The organism is Phycisphaerales bacterium AB-hyl4, assembly GCA_041821185.1.
GTDB classification, from domain to species: Bacteria; Planctomycetota; Phycisphaerae; order Phycisphaerales; family Phycisphaeraceae; genus Natronomicrosphaera; species Natronomicrosphaera hydrolytica.
The window spans coordinates 13,623-30,876 of the sequence record JBGUBD010000010.1 but is presented as its reverse complement, the minus strand read 5'-3'; the positions used below and the strand labels follow the sequence as shown (position 1 = coordinate 30,876).

The 17,254-nt window shown below is 64.8% G+C and carries 10 protein-coding genes and 1 tRNA gene; 4 read left to right on the top strand and 7 right to left on the bottom strand.

Annotated features, from left to right (window positions below):
• Positions 1-3 precede the first annotated feature (3 nt).
• On the bottom strand, positions 4-1,371 hold the full coding sequence (locus ACERK3_14920; protein ID MFA9479579.1) for an MFS transporter: 1,368 nt from the start codon (positions 1,369-1,371) through the stop codon (positions 4-6).
• Positions 1,372-1,794: 423 nt separating this feature from the next.
• On the opposite strand from ACERK3_14920, the gene ACERK3_14915 reads away from it, so the two are divergent.
• Complete coding sequence (locus tag ACERK3_14915) at positions 1,795-2,403, top strand: ANTAR domain-containing response regulator (protein MFA9479578.1); 609 nt, start codon at positions 1,795-1,797, stop codon at positions 2,401-2,403.
• Positions 2,400-3,767, top strand: coding sequence for a CmpA/NrtA family ABC transporter substrate-binding protein (locus ACERK3_14910; protein ID MFA9479577.1), 1,368 nt, complete (start codon positions 2,400-2,402; stop codon positions 3,765-3,767). Before ACERK3_14915 ends, ACERK3_14910 begins: the two co-directional genes overlap by 4 nt.
• A gap of 33 nt (positions 3,768-3,800) precedes the next feature.
• Here ACERK3_14910 and ACERK3_14905 read toward each other — a convergent pair whose 3' ends face one another.
• From ACERK3_14905 to ACERK3_14880, 6 genes are all read right to left on the bottom strand, one after another.
• A complete protein-coding gene (locus ACERK3_14905) occupies positions 3,801-4,802 on the bottom strand; it encodes an acetylxylan esterase (protein ID MFA9479576.1) in 1,002 nt (333 codons plus the stop codon).
• A gap of 23 nt (positions 4,803-4,825) precedes the next feature.
• Complete coding sequence (polA, locus tag ACERK3_14900; protein ID MFA9479575.1) at positions 4,826-7,708, bottom strand: DNA polymerase I; 2,883 nt, start codon at positions 7,706-7,708, stop codon at positions 4,826-4,828.
• Between the two features lie 115 nt (positions 7,709-7,823).
• Positions 7,824-10,949 carry a phosphoribosylformylglycinamidine synthase subunit PurS gene (locus tag ACERK3_14895; GenBank protein MFA9479574.1) on the bottom strand — a complete coding sequence of 1,042 codons (3,126 nt, stop codon included), beginning with the start codon at positions 10,947-10,949 and terminating at the stop codon, positions 7,824-7,826.
• Between the two features lie 192 nt (positions 10,950-11,141).
• Positions 11,142-11,215, bottom strand: a tRNA-Val gene (locus ACERK3_14890).
• A 64-nt stretch (positions 11,216-11,279) separates the two neighbouring features.
• The gene (locus ACERK3_14885) at positions 11,280-12,026 is read right to left on the bottom strand and encodes a hypothetical protein (GenBank protein MFA9479573.1); all 747 of its coding nucleotides are present in this window, start codon (positions 12,024-12,026) and stop codon (positions 11,280-11,282) included.
• A gap of 103 nt (positions 12,027-12,129) precedes the next feature.
• A complete protein-coding gene (locus tag ACERK3_14880) occupies positions 12,130-13,470 on the bottom strand; it encodes a porin (protein ID MFA9479572.1) in 1,341 nt (446 codons plus the stop codon).
• A gap of 332 nt (positions 13,471-13,802) precedes the next feature.
• Here ACERK3_14880 and ACERK3_14875 point away from each other — a divergent pair, with 332 nt between their 5' ends.
• A complete protein-coding gene (locus ACERK3_14875) occupies positions 13,803-14,231 on the top strand; it encodes an Hsp20/alpha crystallin family protein (GenBank protein ID MFA9479571.1) in 429 nt (142 codons plus the stop codon).
• A 153-nt stretch (positions 14,232-14,384) separates the two neighbouring features.
• Positions 14,385-16,934, top strand: a complete 2,550-nt coding sequence (gene lon / locus ACERK3_14870) for an endopeptidase La (protein MFA9479570.1) — start codon at positions 14,385-14,387, stop codon at positions 16,932-16,934.
• The last annotated feature ends 320 nt before the right edge of the window (positions 16,935-17,254 follow it).

Genomic DNA, 17,254 nt, shown 5'->3' with positions numbered 1-17,254 from the left:
GCATCACGCAGGCAGCGGCATCCCGGCAGGCGCGTTTTCGTCGTCCGCTTCCGAGCGGGCCAGTTCGCCTTGAAGGTCTTCCCACGCTTCGCGTTCCATGGCGGGCGAGAAACGCACAGCAAACGCAAGGAACGAACAGCACGTCACCAGCGCGCCGAGGATGAGCAGCGCCGTCGACCAGTCGATTGCCCCGGCGAACAGGAAGCCAGCCGACACCGCACCCACATTGCCCCCCGCGCCGACGATGCCGGAGATCGAGCCCAGCGCCTTCTTATTCACAAACGGCACGACAGCGAACGTCGCCCCCTCCGCCATCTGGCAGAACAGGCTGAAGACAATCAACGTCGCGATCGCCAGCGGCAGCCACGTCATCTGCGAGAAGAACATCAGCGCGATGCCTTCCGCGAACAGCGCGATGAACAGCCAGGTCACGCGCCCCTTCAGCCCCCATTTCAATCCGAACCGGTCGCCGAACATCCCGCCGAGCGTGCGGGCGAAGATATTCATCAACCCGAAGCACGCTGCCGCGATGCCCGCAGTGGTCAGGCCCATTCCGAAGTAGTCAGCGAAGTAGAGTGCCGCCACATTGTTAATCGTCAACTCAATACCGAAGCAGGCCGCGTAGATGATCGCCAGCGCCCAAACGCGATGGTCCTTGCACGCCAGCCGGAACGTGCCGCGCGTGCTCTTCGCGTCAGCCAGCTTGCCCCGTGCGCGAAGGTCACGGTAGTTGCCCTCCGGCGCGTCCTGCGTGAAGAAAAAGTAAGCAATGCCCACCAGCAGACACACCACGCCAGCGGAGACCATGGCTAACCGCCAGCCGACCGCCTCGCTGAAGCCGAGGATGGTGACGAAGAAGGCGAACACCACCGGCATGGCAAACTGCGTGACGCCGCCGCCGAGGTTGCCCCACCCGGCACTGGTCGCGTTGGCCGTGCCGACCAGGTTGGGCGCGAACATGATCGACGTGTGATACTGCGTGATGACGAACGACGCGCCAATCACGCCGATGAGCAGGCGTGCGATCAGGAACGTTTCAAAGCTCTGCGCCAGGCCGATGCCCATCACCGGAAACGCGCAGAACACCAGCAGCCCGGAGTACGCCAACCTCGGCCCGTAACGGTCGCAGGCCCAGCCGATGAACAGGCGGGCGAGCACGGTGATCGCGACCGACGCCACGATCGTCCACCCGATCTGCTGCGCGGTCAGGCCCAACTCATCGCGGACGATGGGCATCAGCGGCGCGATGCCGAACCATGCGAAAAAGCAGAGGAAAAAGGCGAACCATGACAGGTGAAACGCGCGGATCTGTGGCTTGTCGAGTCGATGAAAATCAGACCAGAGTCGGGTCGCTTTGCCTTTTAATTCCATGATCGTTGGCTCCTCTCGGGGGCGGGTGTGCAGCGGCTCGGCCAGGCCGAGCCGAAGGCGGAAGCGCTGGATCGCTCAATGACCACATGACGAATCGGTTCGTCATCGCGTCGAGCGGCGCTGGAACGGACACCCTTGTCCGATGAGCAGGCAACGTTGGCTTGCTGAGCCTCGCGCGGGGGTGGGAGGTGCGTCGCGCTCGTCATTGAGCAGCGGCGCACCATCGCGGTCGGCGATGAGAGAAGAAGCAAAGCGGATGCCAAAGCCGCTCATCACGCCTCAGCGGGGATTGCACGCTCAACGGTGTTGAGAAATCGCGCAGCGGCGGGGCTGCTGCCTCAAAAAGTCGCGGCCGGGCCGGTGTGAACGGCAACTGACAAGTCGCAGGCCGCGCGGCACGGGCTTTGCCCAAAGCAATAGCAGATGGCCGACCCTCCCGTGCGAGTGATGGTGATTGATGAGCATCCCGACCGCGCAGCGGCGCTGGAGTCGGCGTTACGCAGCGCGGGATACACCATCGTCAGCAGCACCGGCCCGGGCGACTTCCTGCCGCAGCGCGTCCGCGAGACTAAGGCCGACGTCGTCCTCATCGACGTCGACGCCCCCGACCGCGACACGCTCGAACAGGTCCAGGCCATCCATCGCGACGCCCCTCGGCCGATCGTCATGTTCAGCGCCAACCAGGATCGCCGAACCATCGAACAGGCCATCGACGCCGGCGTGTCCGCATACATCGTCGAGCGCATCGACCGTGCACAGGTGCAGCCGATCATCGAGGTCGCCATTGCGCAGTTCCGCCGCTTCCAGGCATTGCGCGATGAACTGGAGAAGGCCCGCACCTCGTTAACCCAGCGCAAGCTCGTCGACCGCGCGAAAGGCATCCTCATGTCACAACGAAACCTTACCGAGCCCGAAGCGTACCGGGCATTGCAAAAGCTCGCGATGGACCGCAAGCGCCTGCTGGTCGACGTCGCCCGGGATGTGATTGACATGGCGCATCTATTGTCCAGCGAAGCGGAGGCGAAGCCATGAACACGCTGTTGCGAAATGACCACACACCCCAGGCTGACGCAAACCGCGCCACCGCTGACGGTCAGCTGAACGCGGGGGCTTACATCACCCCGCTCGCAGGCGAGCCGGAGCAGCGCGAACTGCGCCTTGGTTTCATTCCGCTGAGCGACTGCGCGCCGCTGGTGGTTGCTCGACATAAAGGCTGCTTCGAACGTCAGGGCCTCGACGTCACCCTCACGCGCGAGCCGTCGTGGTCTGCGATCCGCGACAAGCTCGCCTGCGGCCGACTCGACGCCGCCCACATGCTCGCCGCCATCCCGCTCGCCGCCACGCTGGGCATCACCGGCCTGCCGTGCCCGATGATCACCGGCATGAGCCTCGACCTTAACGGCAACGCCATCACCGTCTCCAACAAGCTGCACGCGCAGATGACCGCCGTCGACCCCGAAGCGATGCGTCGTCGGCCGATCACTGCCGAGCCGTTGCGCAAGGTCATCGAGTTCAACGCCGCAGCGGGCCGTGAGCCGTTGACGTTCGCGTCCGTGTTTCCTTTTTCGTCGCATCACTACGAGCTGCGCTACTGGCTCGCCGCGGCGGGCATCGACCCGGACCGCGACGTTCGCCTGATCGTCGTGCCGCCGCCGGGCATGGTCACCGCACTGTCGCGCGGCGAGATCGACGGCTACTGCGTCGGCGAGCCCTGGAACAGCGTCGCCGTCGAGCGCGGCGTGGGCCGTGTGCTGATTGCCAAGCATGAACTGTGGTCCAATAGCCCGGAGAAAGTGCTCGGCGTCCGCGCAGATTGGGCCCTGCGTCACCCCAACACGCATCGCGCTCTGATTCGCGCGCTGCTTGAAGCGTGCGCCTGGTTAGATCACCCCGACAACCGCGAGGAGGCGGCGCAGCTTGTCGCGCAGCCAGGCTATGTTGATGCATCGCCCTCAGCGGTCGCGGCGGCGCTGACGGGGCAGTTTCGATACGGCCCCGGCGAGCCGACGACAAACACGCCGGACTTTTTCGTGTTTCACCGACACGCGGCAAACTTCCCCTGGCGGTCGCATGCGATGTGGACGCTGACGCAGATGATCCGCTGGGGCCAACTCGATCCGCGGGTAGACATGGAACAGATCGCCCGCGAGGTCTATCGGCCGGAGGTGTACCGCGCCGCGGCGCAAGACCTCGCGCTGCCATGCCCAGCGGTGGATTACAAATGCGAAGGCACGCACGCGCAGCCGTGGACGTTGTCGGGCACGCCGCCGGTGGCGTTGGGCGCGGACACGTTTTTCGATGACAGCGCGTTCGACCCGCGTCGGCCGATGGCGTACCTGGCAGACTTCGACGTCACGCGCACCGCCGAGGCCGACGGTTTGTTTATGACGCGATGAGACTAAGCGCGGCAGGGGGCCCGCACGCCACGACTAACGTTCATTGACCGATGTTTCGTCGCGCGCGTCCGCCAGACTCGTCACGTCCGACGCTGCGAACCACGCGGCGGTGTGTTCGTGCAACATGCGATCTTCCTCCGCCTGCTCCGGGTAGTCGAAGTGACCGGCCTTGCGAACCAGCATTGACCGCGCGCCGGCCAGGCAGTTGTACACCGCGAACTGGCCCGGCGGGGGCACCTTCGGATCGAAGAGCGCACACTGACACAACGTCGGCTTCTCCAGCCAGCGCGCCGCGACGGCCGCATCGAAATACGCGAGCACATCGAGCACCGCGTCGGCCGAGTGATGACGAATATACGCCCGCACCGCTTCGCCGCTGCCACGGCAAGGCAGCGTCACGCGCAGCGGATGGTTGCCGAAGCTCGGCACGCGAAGCGCCGCGCGACGGAAGCGGTCGTCCCATGGCAAGGCCAGCGCGCCAATGCCGCCACAGAAGCTGCCGCCGATGAAGTCGAGGCAGTCCGCCGCGCCGGGGTACAGCTCGACCAGCGCGCTCGCGGCCGCCCAGACGTCGGCCACACTGCCGCGATGTAGATACGTCTCCCGCGACTTGATGCCGTGAATCACATGCCGCGCGGCCGTGCTCGGCAGGTCGGGCTTCGCCGAGCGATGAAAGCCACGTATGCACGGAAACAGCACCGCCGCCGGCGGGCCGGGCACGTTGAGGTCGGGTTTATCGCGACCGCCGTAGCCGTGGCCGAACACGATGCCGCGCATGACATCGCCCTCGCGCGGCACGGTCAACCACCCGCCCAGCCGAACGCCGCCCCAACTGTCGAAGTCGACTTCGTACACGGTCAGCCGATCGGTCTGATCGATCTGCGTCACCGTCGGCCGAGGCGGCACCGCCATCGCCTGCTCATACGTCTCCCGCCAGAACGCTTCAAAGTCCGCCGGCGCGTCGGGCGCGCCAACCTGCAGCAGCGCGTCGAGGTCGTAGCCATACGTGGGATCGAAATCGTAGTCGTGTTTCATGGGCAGCAACTTGCAACGTGGAATCACTTCGCGTCGAACCAGTTCGCGCCTTGCCCGAGGTCGACGCGTAAGGGCACTTTCAACGACATCGCCTGCTCCATCTCTTCGCGGACGATCTTGCCCATCGCTGCCGCTTCGCTGCCGGGCGTTTCGAGCACGAGTTCGTCGTGAATCTGAAGCAGCATGCGCATCGGCAGCTTGTCGCGTTCGATTCGGCGATGCAGGTTGACCATCGCCTGCTTGATCAGGTCGGCGGCCGAGCCTTGCACGACGGTGTTGATCGCCAGCCGTTCGCCGAGGGCGCGCTGGTTGCCGTTGGTCGAGCTGATCTGCGGGATCGGTCGCCGTCGGCCGAGCATGGTCTTGACGTAGCCGTGCTGCTCCGCGTGCGCGATGCACTCCGCCAGGAAACGGTCGATGCCGGTGAAGCGCGCGCGGTAGTCAGCGATAAGCGTTTTCGCCGCATCAACGTCGAGGTTTTCAATCCGCCGCGCGAGCCCGTACGCCGTAACGCCGTAGACGATGCCGAAGTTGATCGTCTTCGCATGCCCGCGCTGCTCGCTGGTCACCGCGTCAAGGTCAACGCCGAACACCTGCGCCGCGACCGCCGCGTGAATGTCCTGGTCTTTCTCAAACGCATCGATGAGTGCTTCGTCATTGCTCAGATGCGCGAGAATGCGCAACTCGATCTGCGAGTAGTCGGCACACAGCAGCACATGGTCCGGGTCCGCGATGAATGCTTTTCGGATCTGCCTGCCGATGTCCGTGCGGATGGGGATGTTCTGGAGGTTCGGCCCGCTGGACGACAGCCGACCCGTGGTCGTGCCCGTCTGGTGAAAGCTTGCGTGGATGCGCTTCGACTTTTCGTCGATCGCTTCCTTCAGGCTTTCAAGATACGTGCCCACCAGCTTCGTCAACTGACGATACTCCACCATCAGCTTCGGCACGGCCCGCTGCTCATCGGTGAGTTCCTCGTTGTCGCAAAGCTTTTCAAGCACTTCCACATCGGTCGAAGGCCCGGTCTTTGTCCGCTTGCCCACCGGCAGCTTCAGCTTTGTGAACAACACTTCCGCGAGTTGCTTGGGCGAATCAATGTTGAACGGCTCGCCCGCCGCGTCGTGTATCGCGTCGCGCAATTCGATAATGCGCTCGTCCAGCTTCTTTCGCTGCTCGTCCAGCACCGCCGGGTTGACCAACACGCCGTGATGCTCCATCTCCGCGAGCACGCTGACCAGCGGCGTTTCGATCGTGTCCAGCAACGCCGACATGCCAAGCTCGTCAAGCTCCGGCCGCATCTTCTCCGCCAGCCTCAGCGACAGGTCCGCATCTTCCGCCGCGTAAGGCGTGATCACATCCAGCGGCACCTGGTCCATCGTCTTCTGCGTCTTGCCTCGGCCCTTCGCGCCGATGAGTTGGCTGATGGGAATCGTCTCGTGTTGGAGTTCCGCCAGCGCGAGGTGGTCCATGCCCAGGCCCGGCTTGTTGAGCAGGTACGCGCCCACCATCGAGTCAAACGCAACGCCGCGCAACTGCACGCCCGCGTGCCGCAGTACGAGCAGGTCATACTTGAGGTTGTGGCCACACTTGGGCAGCGCATCATCTTCAAGCACCGGCCGAAGCGCATCGAGCACGGTCGTCGGATCGAGATGCTTACCAGGCTCGGGCGATCGCACGGGCACGTACACGCCCTGGCCCGCCCGCCACGCGAGGCAGATGCCGCAAAGCTGCGTCTTGTGGCCGAGGCCGATCGTCTCCGTGTCGACCGCGATGAGCTTCTGCTGCTTGAGCGTGGCCACCAGATCATCAAGCTGCTCGCGCGTGGTGATGGCGGCGTAGTCGTATTGCTCGGCTCGCGAAAGGTCGGGCCTTGGCGCTGCGTCGGCGCTCGCGTCCGGCTCGCCCGTGTCGAACAGGCCGGGCTGCTGCGGGTCGGCGGGCTTCGATGCAGCGGCTTTGGCGACACTGCCGCCGGTTGACGTCGGCCCGCTGGTGGTCTGCGGGACGCCGCCGCTGCCGTTGGCGATCAGGCGGTCGAGCTCGTCGACGTGGCGATTAAAGCCCATCTGCTTGAACAGCACGCGCAGCGTCTGAGCGTCAATACCTCCCACTCTTGCGTCTTCAAGGTTGAAGGGGATATCAACATCGCGGTCGAGCGTGACGAGCTTTTTCGCGGTCGGGAGAAACTCTCTTGCCGCAACGAGGTTCTCCTTGCGCTTGCCTTTGATCTCGTCGAGATGTTCGTAAAGGCTGTCGATCGAGCCGTACTGTTGCAGCAGCGCGCTGGCAGTCTTCGGGCCGATGCCTTTGACGCCGGGGATGTTGTCCACGCTGTCGCCGGTGAGGGTGAGCAGGTCGATGACCTGTTCGGGCGTGATGCCGCGTTTCTCCATCAGCCAGTCGGTGTCGATGGTCGTGTCCGTGTGAATGTCGAACATCGTCACGCGATCGCCGAGCAGTTGTTCGAGGTCTTTGTCCTTCGAAACGAGGCGGAGCTTCACGTCCGCGTGGCCCGCGTCGTCGAGGATCCGCTGCGTGATGGTGGCGATCAGGTCGTCCGCCTCCGCGCCTTCCTGACCCAGCACGGGAATGCCGAACAGCCGAGTGATTTCGAGAATGCGCGGAATCTGCTGGGCGAAATCCTCCGGGGGAGCTTCGCGCTGCGCTTTGTAATCCTCATACAACTCATCGCGAAACGTCTTGCCCGGCGAGTCGATCGCCATCGCCACATAATGCGGGCGAAACTGGTTGAACAGCTTCAGCAGCATCCCCGTATAGGCAAACACCGCGTTGGTCGGCTCGCCGGTGACGGGGCTGGTCATGCTCGTACGGATCGCGTAGTAGGCGCGGAAAATCTGCGCGTGGCCGTCGATCAGGTAAAGCGTGTTGTCAGGTGTATCGCGGGGCATGAGGGGATTATAGGTGTTAGCCGCGAAGCGCAGCGGAGCGCGGTTTGTGCGACCGCGATGGTAACGACCGCGATGGTACAAACCGCGCTCCGCTGCGCTTCGCGGCTAATGGTGGTCACCAGTCCAACGGCGCAAGCCAGGCGTTGCGAAGCTCATCCAGCGTGGCGTCGAAGGTTTGGCCTTCGCGGTCCGTGCGGACGGTGAGCTGATCGCTGTCGTTGAACGTGCCGATCTGTGCGAACGGCGCGTCAATTTCCAGCAGCTTCTTGAGCACCTGGTCGAGCTTCGCGGGCGAGACTTCCAGCAGGTATCGGCTGGGCGTCTCGGCGTAGCAGGCGGTGTCAATGTCCAGCTCGCGCGTGACGGGCAGGTGGGTGAGGTCCAGTTGCAGACCGATGCGGCCGGCAAAGGCCATCTCCGCCGCGGCGACGAGCAGCCCGCCGTCCGAACAGTCGTGGGCCGACGCGATCAACCCATCTGCAATCAGGCTCGCGACCGCGCGGGCGTTGCGCGGGCCCTGCTTGAGGTCGAGGCGCGGGATGGTGAGGTTGTCGCCTTCGTTGGCGAAGCCCATTGCGGTGTAATGCGAGCCGCCGAGCGCGGGGCTTGTCTGGCCGACGATCAGCAGGGCGTTGCCCGCGGCCTTGGCGTCCATCGTGCGACTGCGGGCGACGTCGTCCACGATGCCCATCGCCGTCACCAGCAGCGTCGGCGGAATGGTGATCACCCGCCCCGTGTCGGTCGTGAACTGGTTGCTCAGCGAGTCCTTGCCCGACACGAACGGCGTGCGGTAGGCCATCGCCCCGTCGTAGCACGCCTCGGCAGCGCGAACCAGCGAGCCGAGCTGTTGCGGGTCGTCACACTTCGGCCAGCAGAAGTTGTCCAGTATCGCAATCCGCGCCGGGTCGGCCCCGACACACACCGCGTTGCGCACCGCTTCGTCGATCGCGGCGAGCGTGGCCCAATACGAATCGCCATCCACCGCAAGCCCTTCGCCGGTCGCCTTCTCCGACAGATGCGGCGCCATCCCGCTCGCCAGCGCCACACCCCTTCGGCTATCAAGCTTCGGCCGAACAACCGCACCATCGCTGGGCCCGTCCTGCTCCGGCCCGACCAACGGCTTGACCACCGACCCGCCTTGCACTTCGTGGTCATACTGCCGAACAATCCAATGCTTGCTCGCGATGTTGGGGTGCGATAGCAGCGTTTCGAGTTTCGAGTTTCGCGTTTCGAGTTGCTTGCTTCCCGAACCAGAAACGAGAGACGAGGAACCAGAAACCTTCTGCGACCCCCACTCCGCTTGTCGCGTGGGCGTCGGGATGCCGTCGTGCAGCAGGTGCATCGTGAGTTGGCCGACCTGCGTGCCTTCGTATGTCAGAATCAGCGTCGGCTCGTCAGGCTGCTCATGCGTCGCGCCGTCCGTGCCGCAGCCGAACGCGCCGAGGTCGCTGAAGCCTACGTCTTCCGATTCGCACAACGCGCGAAGCGTGTCCACCTTCTCCGCGGGCACGGCGAGCACCATACGCTCCTGCGCCTCGCTGATCCAGATCTCCGTGTAGCTCAAGCCCGCATATTTCAGCGGCGCTTTTTCGAGTTCGACATAGGCGCCGACCTTTTCGCCCATCTCGCCGACCGCGCTGGAAAAGCCGCCCGCGCCGCAGTCGGTGATCGCGCTGAACAGCGGACCATCTTCCCAGTCGCGGGCTTTGAGGATCACGTCGGCCGTCTTCTTCTGCGTGATCGGATTGCCGATCTGCACCGCATGGCTGAATTCGTCCGCGTGCGTGTCGGTCAGCTCGGCACTGGAGAAGGTCGCACCGTGAATGCCGTCGCGGCCCGTCGCGCCGCCGAGCGCGATAATGCGATCGCCCGGCCGAGCGCTGCCGAAGCATTTGTCCAGCGGGATAAGGCCGATGCAGCCGGCGAACACCAGCGGGTTGCCAAGGTAGTCGTTGTGAAAGTAGACGCTGCCGTTGACGGTGGGGATGCCCATCCGGTTGCCGTAGTCGCGTACGCCCGCGACGACCTGCTGGAGGACGCGCTTGGGGTGAATCACGCCGCGCGGCAGGTCGGTCGTATCCGGCGGAGCAACGGCGAACGTGTTGGTGTTGGCGATGGGCATGGCGGCGAGGCCCGTGCCGAGAATGTCGCGGATGCAGCCGCCGATGCCTGTCGCCGCGCCGCCGTAGGGCTCGATGGCGGACGGGTGGTTGTGCGTTTCGACTTTGATGCACACGCCGTCTTCGTCGTCGAAGCGAACGATGCCCGCGTTGTCTTCAAAGACGCTGACACACCAGGTGCTGTGCGGTTCCTTGCTCATCAGCTCATGCGTCGCCGCGGCGACGGTGGACTTGAGCAGGTTGTGAATCGTCACCGTGCCGTCTTCGTGCACTTCGTGGCCCGGGCGACCTTCGAAGCGAATGTCGGATTTCGGATTTCGAATTTCGGATTTGTAATCGATGGTGGCTTTGAGTGTTTTGTGAACGCAGTGTTCCGACCAGGTCTGGGCGAGGGTTTCCAGTTCGATGTCGGTTGGCTCGCGGTCGGCCTCGCGGTAGTAATGCTGGATCGCCTGCATCTCATCGAGCGAGAGGAAGAGGTGGCCTTCGCGGGAGAGCTTCATCAGGCCCGCGTCGTCGAGGTCGCGGATGTTGACGTTGGTCAGGTGCAGCTTGTACGCGTGGCCGTGCGGGAACGCGTCGGGATGGAAAGGCGAAAGGTGAATCTCTTGAATGACCGGGTTGGCCAGCGCTCGCTCGGCAAAGCCGCGCAGGTCCGCTTCGCTCGGCCGAGCCGCGCCCTCAGCGAACACCAGGTCAAACCGCCAGCCGGTCCGCACGTCCACCTGCTCCAGCGACAGGCTCGGCAGCGCTTCCACCAACGCCTCGCGCGTCGACTGCGCGACCGGGTCCATCACGCCCGGCTGGTAGTGCACCTCCACCGTCGCCGCCCGCTCCGCCGTCGGCCCAACGCCCACGTGCACCGCCTGCGCCACCGGATCGCCCAGCAGTTCCCGCGCCGCCGGCTCGAGGGTCGACCCATCCACCGCCGCTTCGATCAGGTACACCCGCGCTGCCAACACACGCTCAACGCTCGGCTCGCCCGCGAACGCCGACGCCGCCTCGCGATGCACCGTCTCGGCGTGCGGGTCCACCTGCCCTTCCACGGCGCGCACTTCAAATCGGAACACTCGGCTCACCGCGGCGGGCGAGTCGGCAACAGTCGTCGGCGTGGCGGTCATGGCGCGGCCTCGGCAATGGGCAAAAAACGGCAAAAATACATCAACACCCGACAGGCGTCGGCCCGTCGGCGAAAACACAATGCTCGAAACGATCGCTACGGATCAACCCACCCCGCGCCGCACCCTCGGACCCACCCCCGGACCCACCCCCTCGGACCCGCACTCCCCGCCATGCGACCGCGCCGGCAGAAATGGGCGATACAGGACTCGAACCTGTGACTTCTTCCTTGTAAGGGAAGCGCTCTAGCCAACTGAGCTAATCGCCCCGATCGGCCGCATTATAGCGACATGCCGACACCAGCGGCTGCCCACGCCGACGCGGGCCGCCAACTACTCCCGCTCACGATCCGACGTCGACTCAGATGCCGACTCTGACTCCGACGCCGCGGTCGGCTCGGGCTTCGGTTCCGGATCAAAACGCCGTGGCAGACGCGCGGGAATCTCCGTGTCCGGCGGAATGTGCGGATGTCGGCTGCGATCAAACTGCTCACCCCGATCACCACGCTCGCCGCCGCCGAGGTTCGCTCGGCCGTCTATGCGATAGCGATGGTCCACCCGCATGTCCTGCCAGTCTTCCGGCTCGGTGTGGGTGTGAAACGGCGCCATCAGATGTTGATACGCCGACTCCGGCCGAAGGTCGAAAATCGTGCCCGCAGGCACGGCCTCAATAAACGCGCCGTCCGGCCGAGCCGCCACGTTACGCGCCATGTCGCGCGAGCCCGTGCCGGTCTTCATCACATAGTCCGGCCGATCGAACAACGCATTGACCCCCGGCGCGCTGTAACGGTACATGCTCGGCAAGGCCAGGCCCGTTGTCGGGTCGATCTGCGGCTGGCCGGGGTTATCGCCCGCACCCGGCTGGCGATGCAGGCGGACGCGCGTGCTGTGCATCGCGTTGCCCGGCTCGAGTCGGCGAAGGCTCGTGCCCACCGGGTCGAGATCGCCCACACCCTGGTCGATCGTCATCGGGCCGAACGCGGTATTCGGATCGACCGGGCCAACCACCGTCGAGTCGGCGTGCACCGCAGGCGCGGCGAGAAGCAGCAGGGCGGCGGTGATGGAAAGCAGTCGCGGCATGACGCGGCATTATACCGCGCGGTGGGCGTGGGGCGTGAGGCAGTGGGGCTTGAGGCTTGGGGCGTGAGGCTGAGCGACTTCAGTCGCTCAGCCCGGCGGCAAATCAAAAGTCCAGGTGGTGTTCGAGGATGAATCGGCCTGAGTCGCCCAGGGGAGTGTCGAGGTAGAGGTAGTTCAGGCGGGTTTTCCAGGCGTGCCCCTCGTGGTAGATGTTCAGGCCGATGCCGTATTCGCGCTGCCGGGTGTCGCCGACGTTCGTGTCCGCCATCGCCTGGCCGACGCGGGCGACCACTTCGTAGAGTTCCGGCATGAACGTGTAGCCCGCCGAGACGCCGAAGCCCCAGCCGTCGTACGACGCCACCGCCGAGTCGCTTGGCGAGACATGCCGCCAGTAGCCGTCGGCCGCGAGGCTGATGCCCAGCCAGCGGTAGTGCACGTCGGCGGTGGCGGCGAGCCAGTCGCCGGCCGTGTCGCCGACCAGCGACTGGCCGCGGTCCCAGTCGCGCAGCGTGTTGTCCCACGCGCCCAGCAGACCGCCGCCGACGCTCAGGCCCGGCCCGTCCATGGTGGTGATGTCCGACTCGGCGGTCGGCAGCGTGCCCATGAGCGCGTAGCTCATCCGCGCGACCGCCATATGCCCCGTACCCTCGGTGATGCCCACGTTTCGCCCCTCGCCGCCGAAGAAGCCCAGCGCGTAATCCCAGTCGCGCTGCGAGCCTCGGCCGTGCACCATCAGGCCGATGTCATACCCGCCCGGCACGCCGAACGTCTCCGACGCCAGGCCGCGCTGCGAAAAATGCTGTCTGCGGTGCGTGATCACACGATGCCACTGAAACGGCACAGTGAATTGGCCTGCTCGCACCTGCAACTGATCCATGAAGGCAAAGTTCACCCACGCGTCGAGCATCTCCGGATCGCGAGCGAACTCGGGCATCAGCCGAAACGTGAACCGCGGGTCGAACACATGCCCCGCGAAGTCGAGCTGCGCGCGGTTGATCGTAAACGTCGAGCTGTCCTCCGCGTCGCCGGCCCGGTGCGTGTAGACGTAGCGAGGCTGCAACAGCGCCCCGATGTTCAATCGAAACCGTCCGTCGGCCGACCGCAGTGAAAAGGTGCCATCATGTCCCGCCCAAGGCCGACGCGTGTCGCGAGCGTCCGCGTCCGCGATCACCTCCGCCGCCAGTTGACGCACCTGCTCCGAGCGGGCCTCGTCCAGCCAGCGCTCCTGCGCATCCGTCGGCCGAAGCGATTCAAGCTCGCGCTGCTGCCGTTCGATCACGGCCTGCTGTGCGTCGAGCTGCCGCTGCATCCGCTGCATGTCGTCGCGCAGCGCGTCGAAGTCGTCCGCCAACACGCGGCCGCCCGCCAGCGTGAAAGCCGTCGGCAGCAGGGCAAACAGGGCAATCCATCGATACGTCACCAACCGGGATTTCGAAGACATCATGCCAATAACCTCCACATAGGCCCCTCGGAGGGGCGTTCATGCGGATAATGTAGCAGATAATAAAAGATATGCAGGCCTTTAATTCATTAATCTAGGGCCCGCGACGCAGCTTCGATCTCGCGATCCCCATTTAGCCGCGGTGCTTGCACCGCGCTCTGCGTCGTGCGGGCTCGAGCGCGCGGTGCAAGCACCGCTGCTGAATGTTGCCAGGGGGAACGCGCGTTGTCCTCTTATATAAGTTGCACTGCATCGCGTCCCCCTCTGGCTCGACGGTATGAGGCGGACTACCATGCACTCCGTAACCTCTGCGTGGTTTGGAAGGCGGTTTCTCTATGGCGCGACGCAATCCGATGTGGTCGTTCAGTGGTCAGGTCACAGCAGTGATTCGACAACGGGGCGTGCCGAAGCCCGATCGGCCGACCTCCGCCCGGATGTGGGAGCCGGCGGTGAATGTGTACGAGCTCGATGATCGCGTACAGATCTGCGTCGAGCTCGCCGGCGTATCGCGCGAGCGGTTGCAGGTTCGCGTCGAGCCCGGCCGACTGTGGGTCGAAGGCATCCGCCAGCCGCCCGACCCCGCGCCGTCGAGCGAGCAGCCCGTGCGGACCGTGCACATGGAGATCGACGACGGGCCGTTCAGTCGCGAGATTCCGCTGCCGATGAACGTACTGTTGGACAAGGTGCAAAGCACGTATCACGATGGCATGCTCTGCATCACACTGCCCACGCGCCCGACGCGCGGCCGCGGCAGGCGGAGTTGACGCAGGTGCCGCAGTTGACGCGAGATTTGCCGGGGCGTGTATCGTGGGGCGAAACATCAGTCGCTATCCCGCCTCAACAGGCGGCGGTGGCGTGAGGGATAAGGTGATCTTTTGAGTAAGTCGGCGAAACAATCAAAGCGCACGACCAAGCGCATGGCCAAGCGCACGACCAAGCGCACGACGCAGCGGTCGACCAAACGGCCGACCCGTCGTTCGACCGGGCGCGGTCCGGCACGCCAGGCAGGGGAGGCGAACGTCAATCCCCCGGCCGAGGCGGAACTCGTCGTGCCCGCCACGCGGACGGGCGACAACCCAGACGAAAACGAAGCGCAGGCCAAGCTGCCGGAGGTGATGCCTCTGTTGCCGCTGCGCGGCACGGTCGCGTTCCCCGGCACGGTGATGCCGTTGACCGTCGGCCGACCGTCGAGTCGGCAGATGCTCGAAGAGTCGCTGCCGCAGTCGAAGATCATCGCCTTCGTCGCGCAGAAAGATGAAGATGTCGACGAGCCGGAGATGGACGACCTCTATCGCGTCGCCACCGCCGGCACGGTGCTCAAGCTCATCCGCCAGCAGGACGACACCGTGTCGATCATCGTGCACGGCCTTCGCCGGGTGCGGATCAAACGCCTCAAGCAGGAAAAGCCATACCTCCGCGCCGCCGTCGAGCCGCTGACCGAAAAGTCCGCCACCAGCCGACGCTTCGAAGCCAGCGTCAACCAGCTTCGCGACCAGGCCCGCCAGCTCATCGAGCTCACGCCCAACGCGCCCGAGCAGGCGCTGACCGCGATGATGAACATCGAAGAGCCCGGCACGCTCGCCGACTTTCTCGCGTCCAACCTCGACCTCGACGTGCCCGCCAAGCAGGACCTGCTGGAGGAAACCAACGTCGAAGTGCGCGTCCGCACCGTGCTGCGGGCCGTGACGAATCAACTCGAGATGGCCCGCCTGCAGCAGAAAATTCAGCAGGACGTGCAAAGCTCGATCGGCCAGTCGCAGCGCAAGCTCTACCTTCGCGAGCAGCTCAAAGCCATCCAGCGCGAGCTCGGCGAAGACGGCGAAGCCGGCGAGTCGGTACAGCAGTTGCGCGATCGCCTCGAAGAAGCCAACCTGCCGGAGGAAGTCATGAACGAGGCGCAGCGTGAGCTGAACCGCCTCGACGTCATCCCCGCCGCGAGCCCGGAATACTCGGTCATCACGACTTACCTCGAACTGCTCGCCGACCTGCCCTGGAACAAGGCCAGCGAAGACAAGCTCGACCTCGAACGCGCCCGCCGCATCCTCGATCGCGATCACTACAACCTCGAAAAGGTCAAACGGCGGTTGATCGAGTACCTCGCTGTCCGCAAGCTTAATCCCGAAGGCCGCGGCCCCATCCTCTGCCTCGTCGGGCCGCCCGGCGTGGGCAAGACCAGCCTCGGCCAGTCAATCGCCGACGCGCTCGGACGCAAGTTTGCACGCATGAGCCTCGGCGGCATCCGCGACGAAGCGGAAGTGCGCGGCCACCGTCGAACCTACATCGGCGCCATGCCCGGCCGCATCATTCAAGAGCTCCGCCGTGCGGGTACGAACAACCCCGTCATGATGCTCGACGAAGTCGACAAGCTCGGCGCCGACTTCCGAGGCGACCCCTCCAGCGCGCTGCTCGAAGTGCTCGACCCCCGGCAGAACAACGCCTTCGTCGACCGTTACCTTGATGTCGCTTTCGACCTGTCGCAGGTCATCTTCATCGCCACCGCCAACTACATGGGCACCGTGCCCCCCGCGCTGCGCGACCGCATGGAAGTGATCGACATCGCCGGCTACACCGACCACGACAAGGTCGAAATCGCCCGCAAATACCTCGTCCCCCGTCAACTGACAGAAAACGGCCTCACGCGAAAGCAATGCCAGTGGCGTGCCAGCGGCCTGCGTAAAGCCATCGACGACTACACCCGCGAAGCCGGCGTCCGCGAACTCGAACGACAGATCGGCGCGGTCTGCCGCGGCGTCGCCGCTCGTGTCGCAGGCGATCCGAAGAGCAACGGACGAAAGAACGGCAAGAAGAGCAGCCGACACACGTCGATCGTCGACGGCCAGCTCGTCCGCGAAATGCTCGGCCCCGAGAAGTACACCCGCGAACTTGAGATGCGCCGCGAAGCGCCCGGCGTCGCCATGGGCCTCGCCTACACGCCCGCCGGCGGCGAGGTGCTCTTCGTCGAAGCCACCGCCTACCCCGGCAAGGGCAACATCGTGCTCACCGGCCAGATCGGCGATGTCATGAAAGAGTCCGCCAGCGCCGCGCTGTCACTTTTCAAAAGCCGGGCGCCCGAGCTCGGCTATGACGTGAAGCAACTCGCCGATCGCGATCTGCACATTCACGTGCCCGCCGGCGCCGTGCCCAAAGACGGCCCCAGCGCTGGCGTCGCGATGTACACCGCCATCGCTTCGCTGCTGCTCGACCTGCCCATCCGCTCCAAGCTCGCCATGACCGGCGAGGTCACGCTGCGCGGCAAGGTCCTACCCGTCGGCGGCATCAAGGAAAAATCCCTCGCCGCCTCACGCGTCGGCATCAAGACCATCGTGCTACCCAAGGAAAACCAGCGCGACATGGAAGAGGTCGACACGCAGGTGAAAAAGAAATGCCGCTTCGAGTTCGTCGAAAACGTCGACGACGTCCTCGCCTTCGCGCTGGGCAAAACAAAACTCAAGCACGTAACCAAATAACCGCGCCCCAGGGTCAAACGGCAAAGCCCACGGATGGCCTCCGTGGGCACCTGGCCCCCACGTTTCCCCAATTCAACGCCTCGAAACACTGGCCTCGCCTGAGCACGAAAGGTATAATGTCCGACAGACAAGTGAAGATCGCCTTTGGCACGGCTTCGAGCTAGAACGACCGCATTTGCTCGAACCTTTATGAACCCCAAGGGAGCGAAGATCGGGCACGATGGGCAGGCCTCCTATGAGTGGAAGTTCGGGATGCCCCGGCGACGCACCCACCTGCAATTGGGGTTCGAGCAAATCGTCGTCGAGCCGTCCGCCGAGGT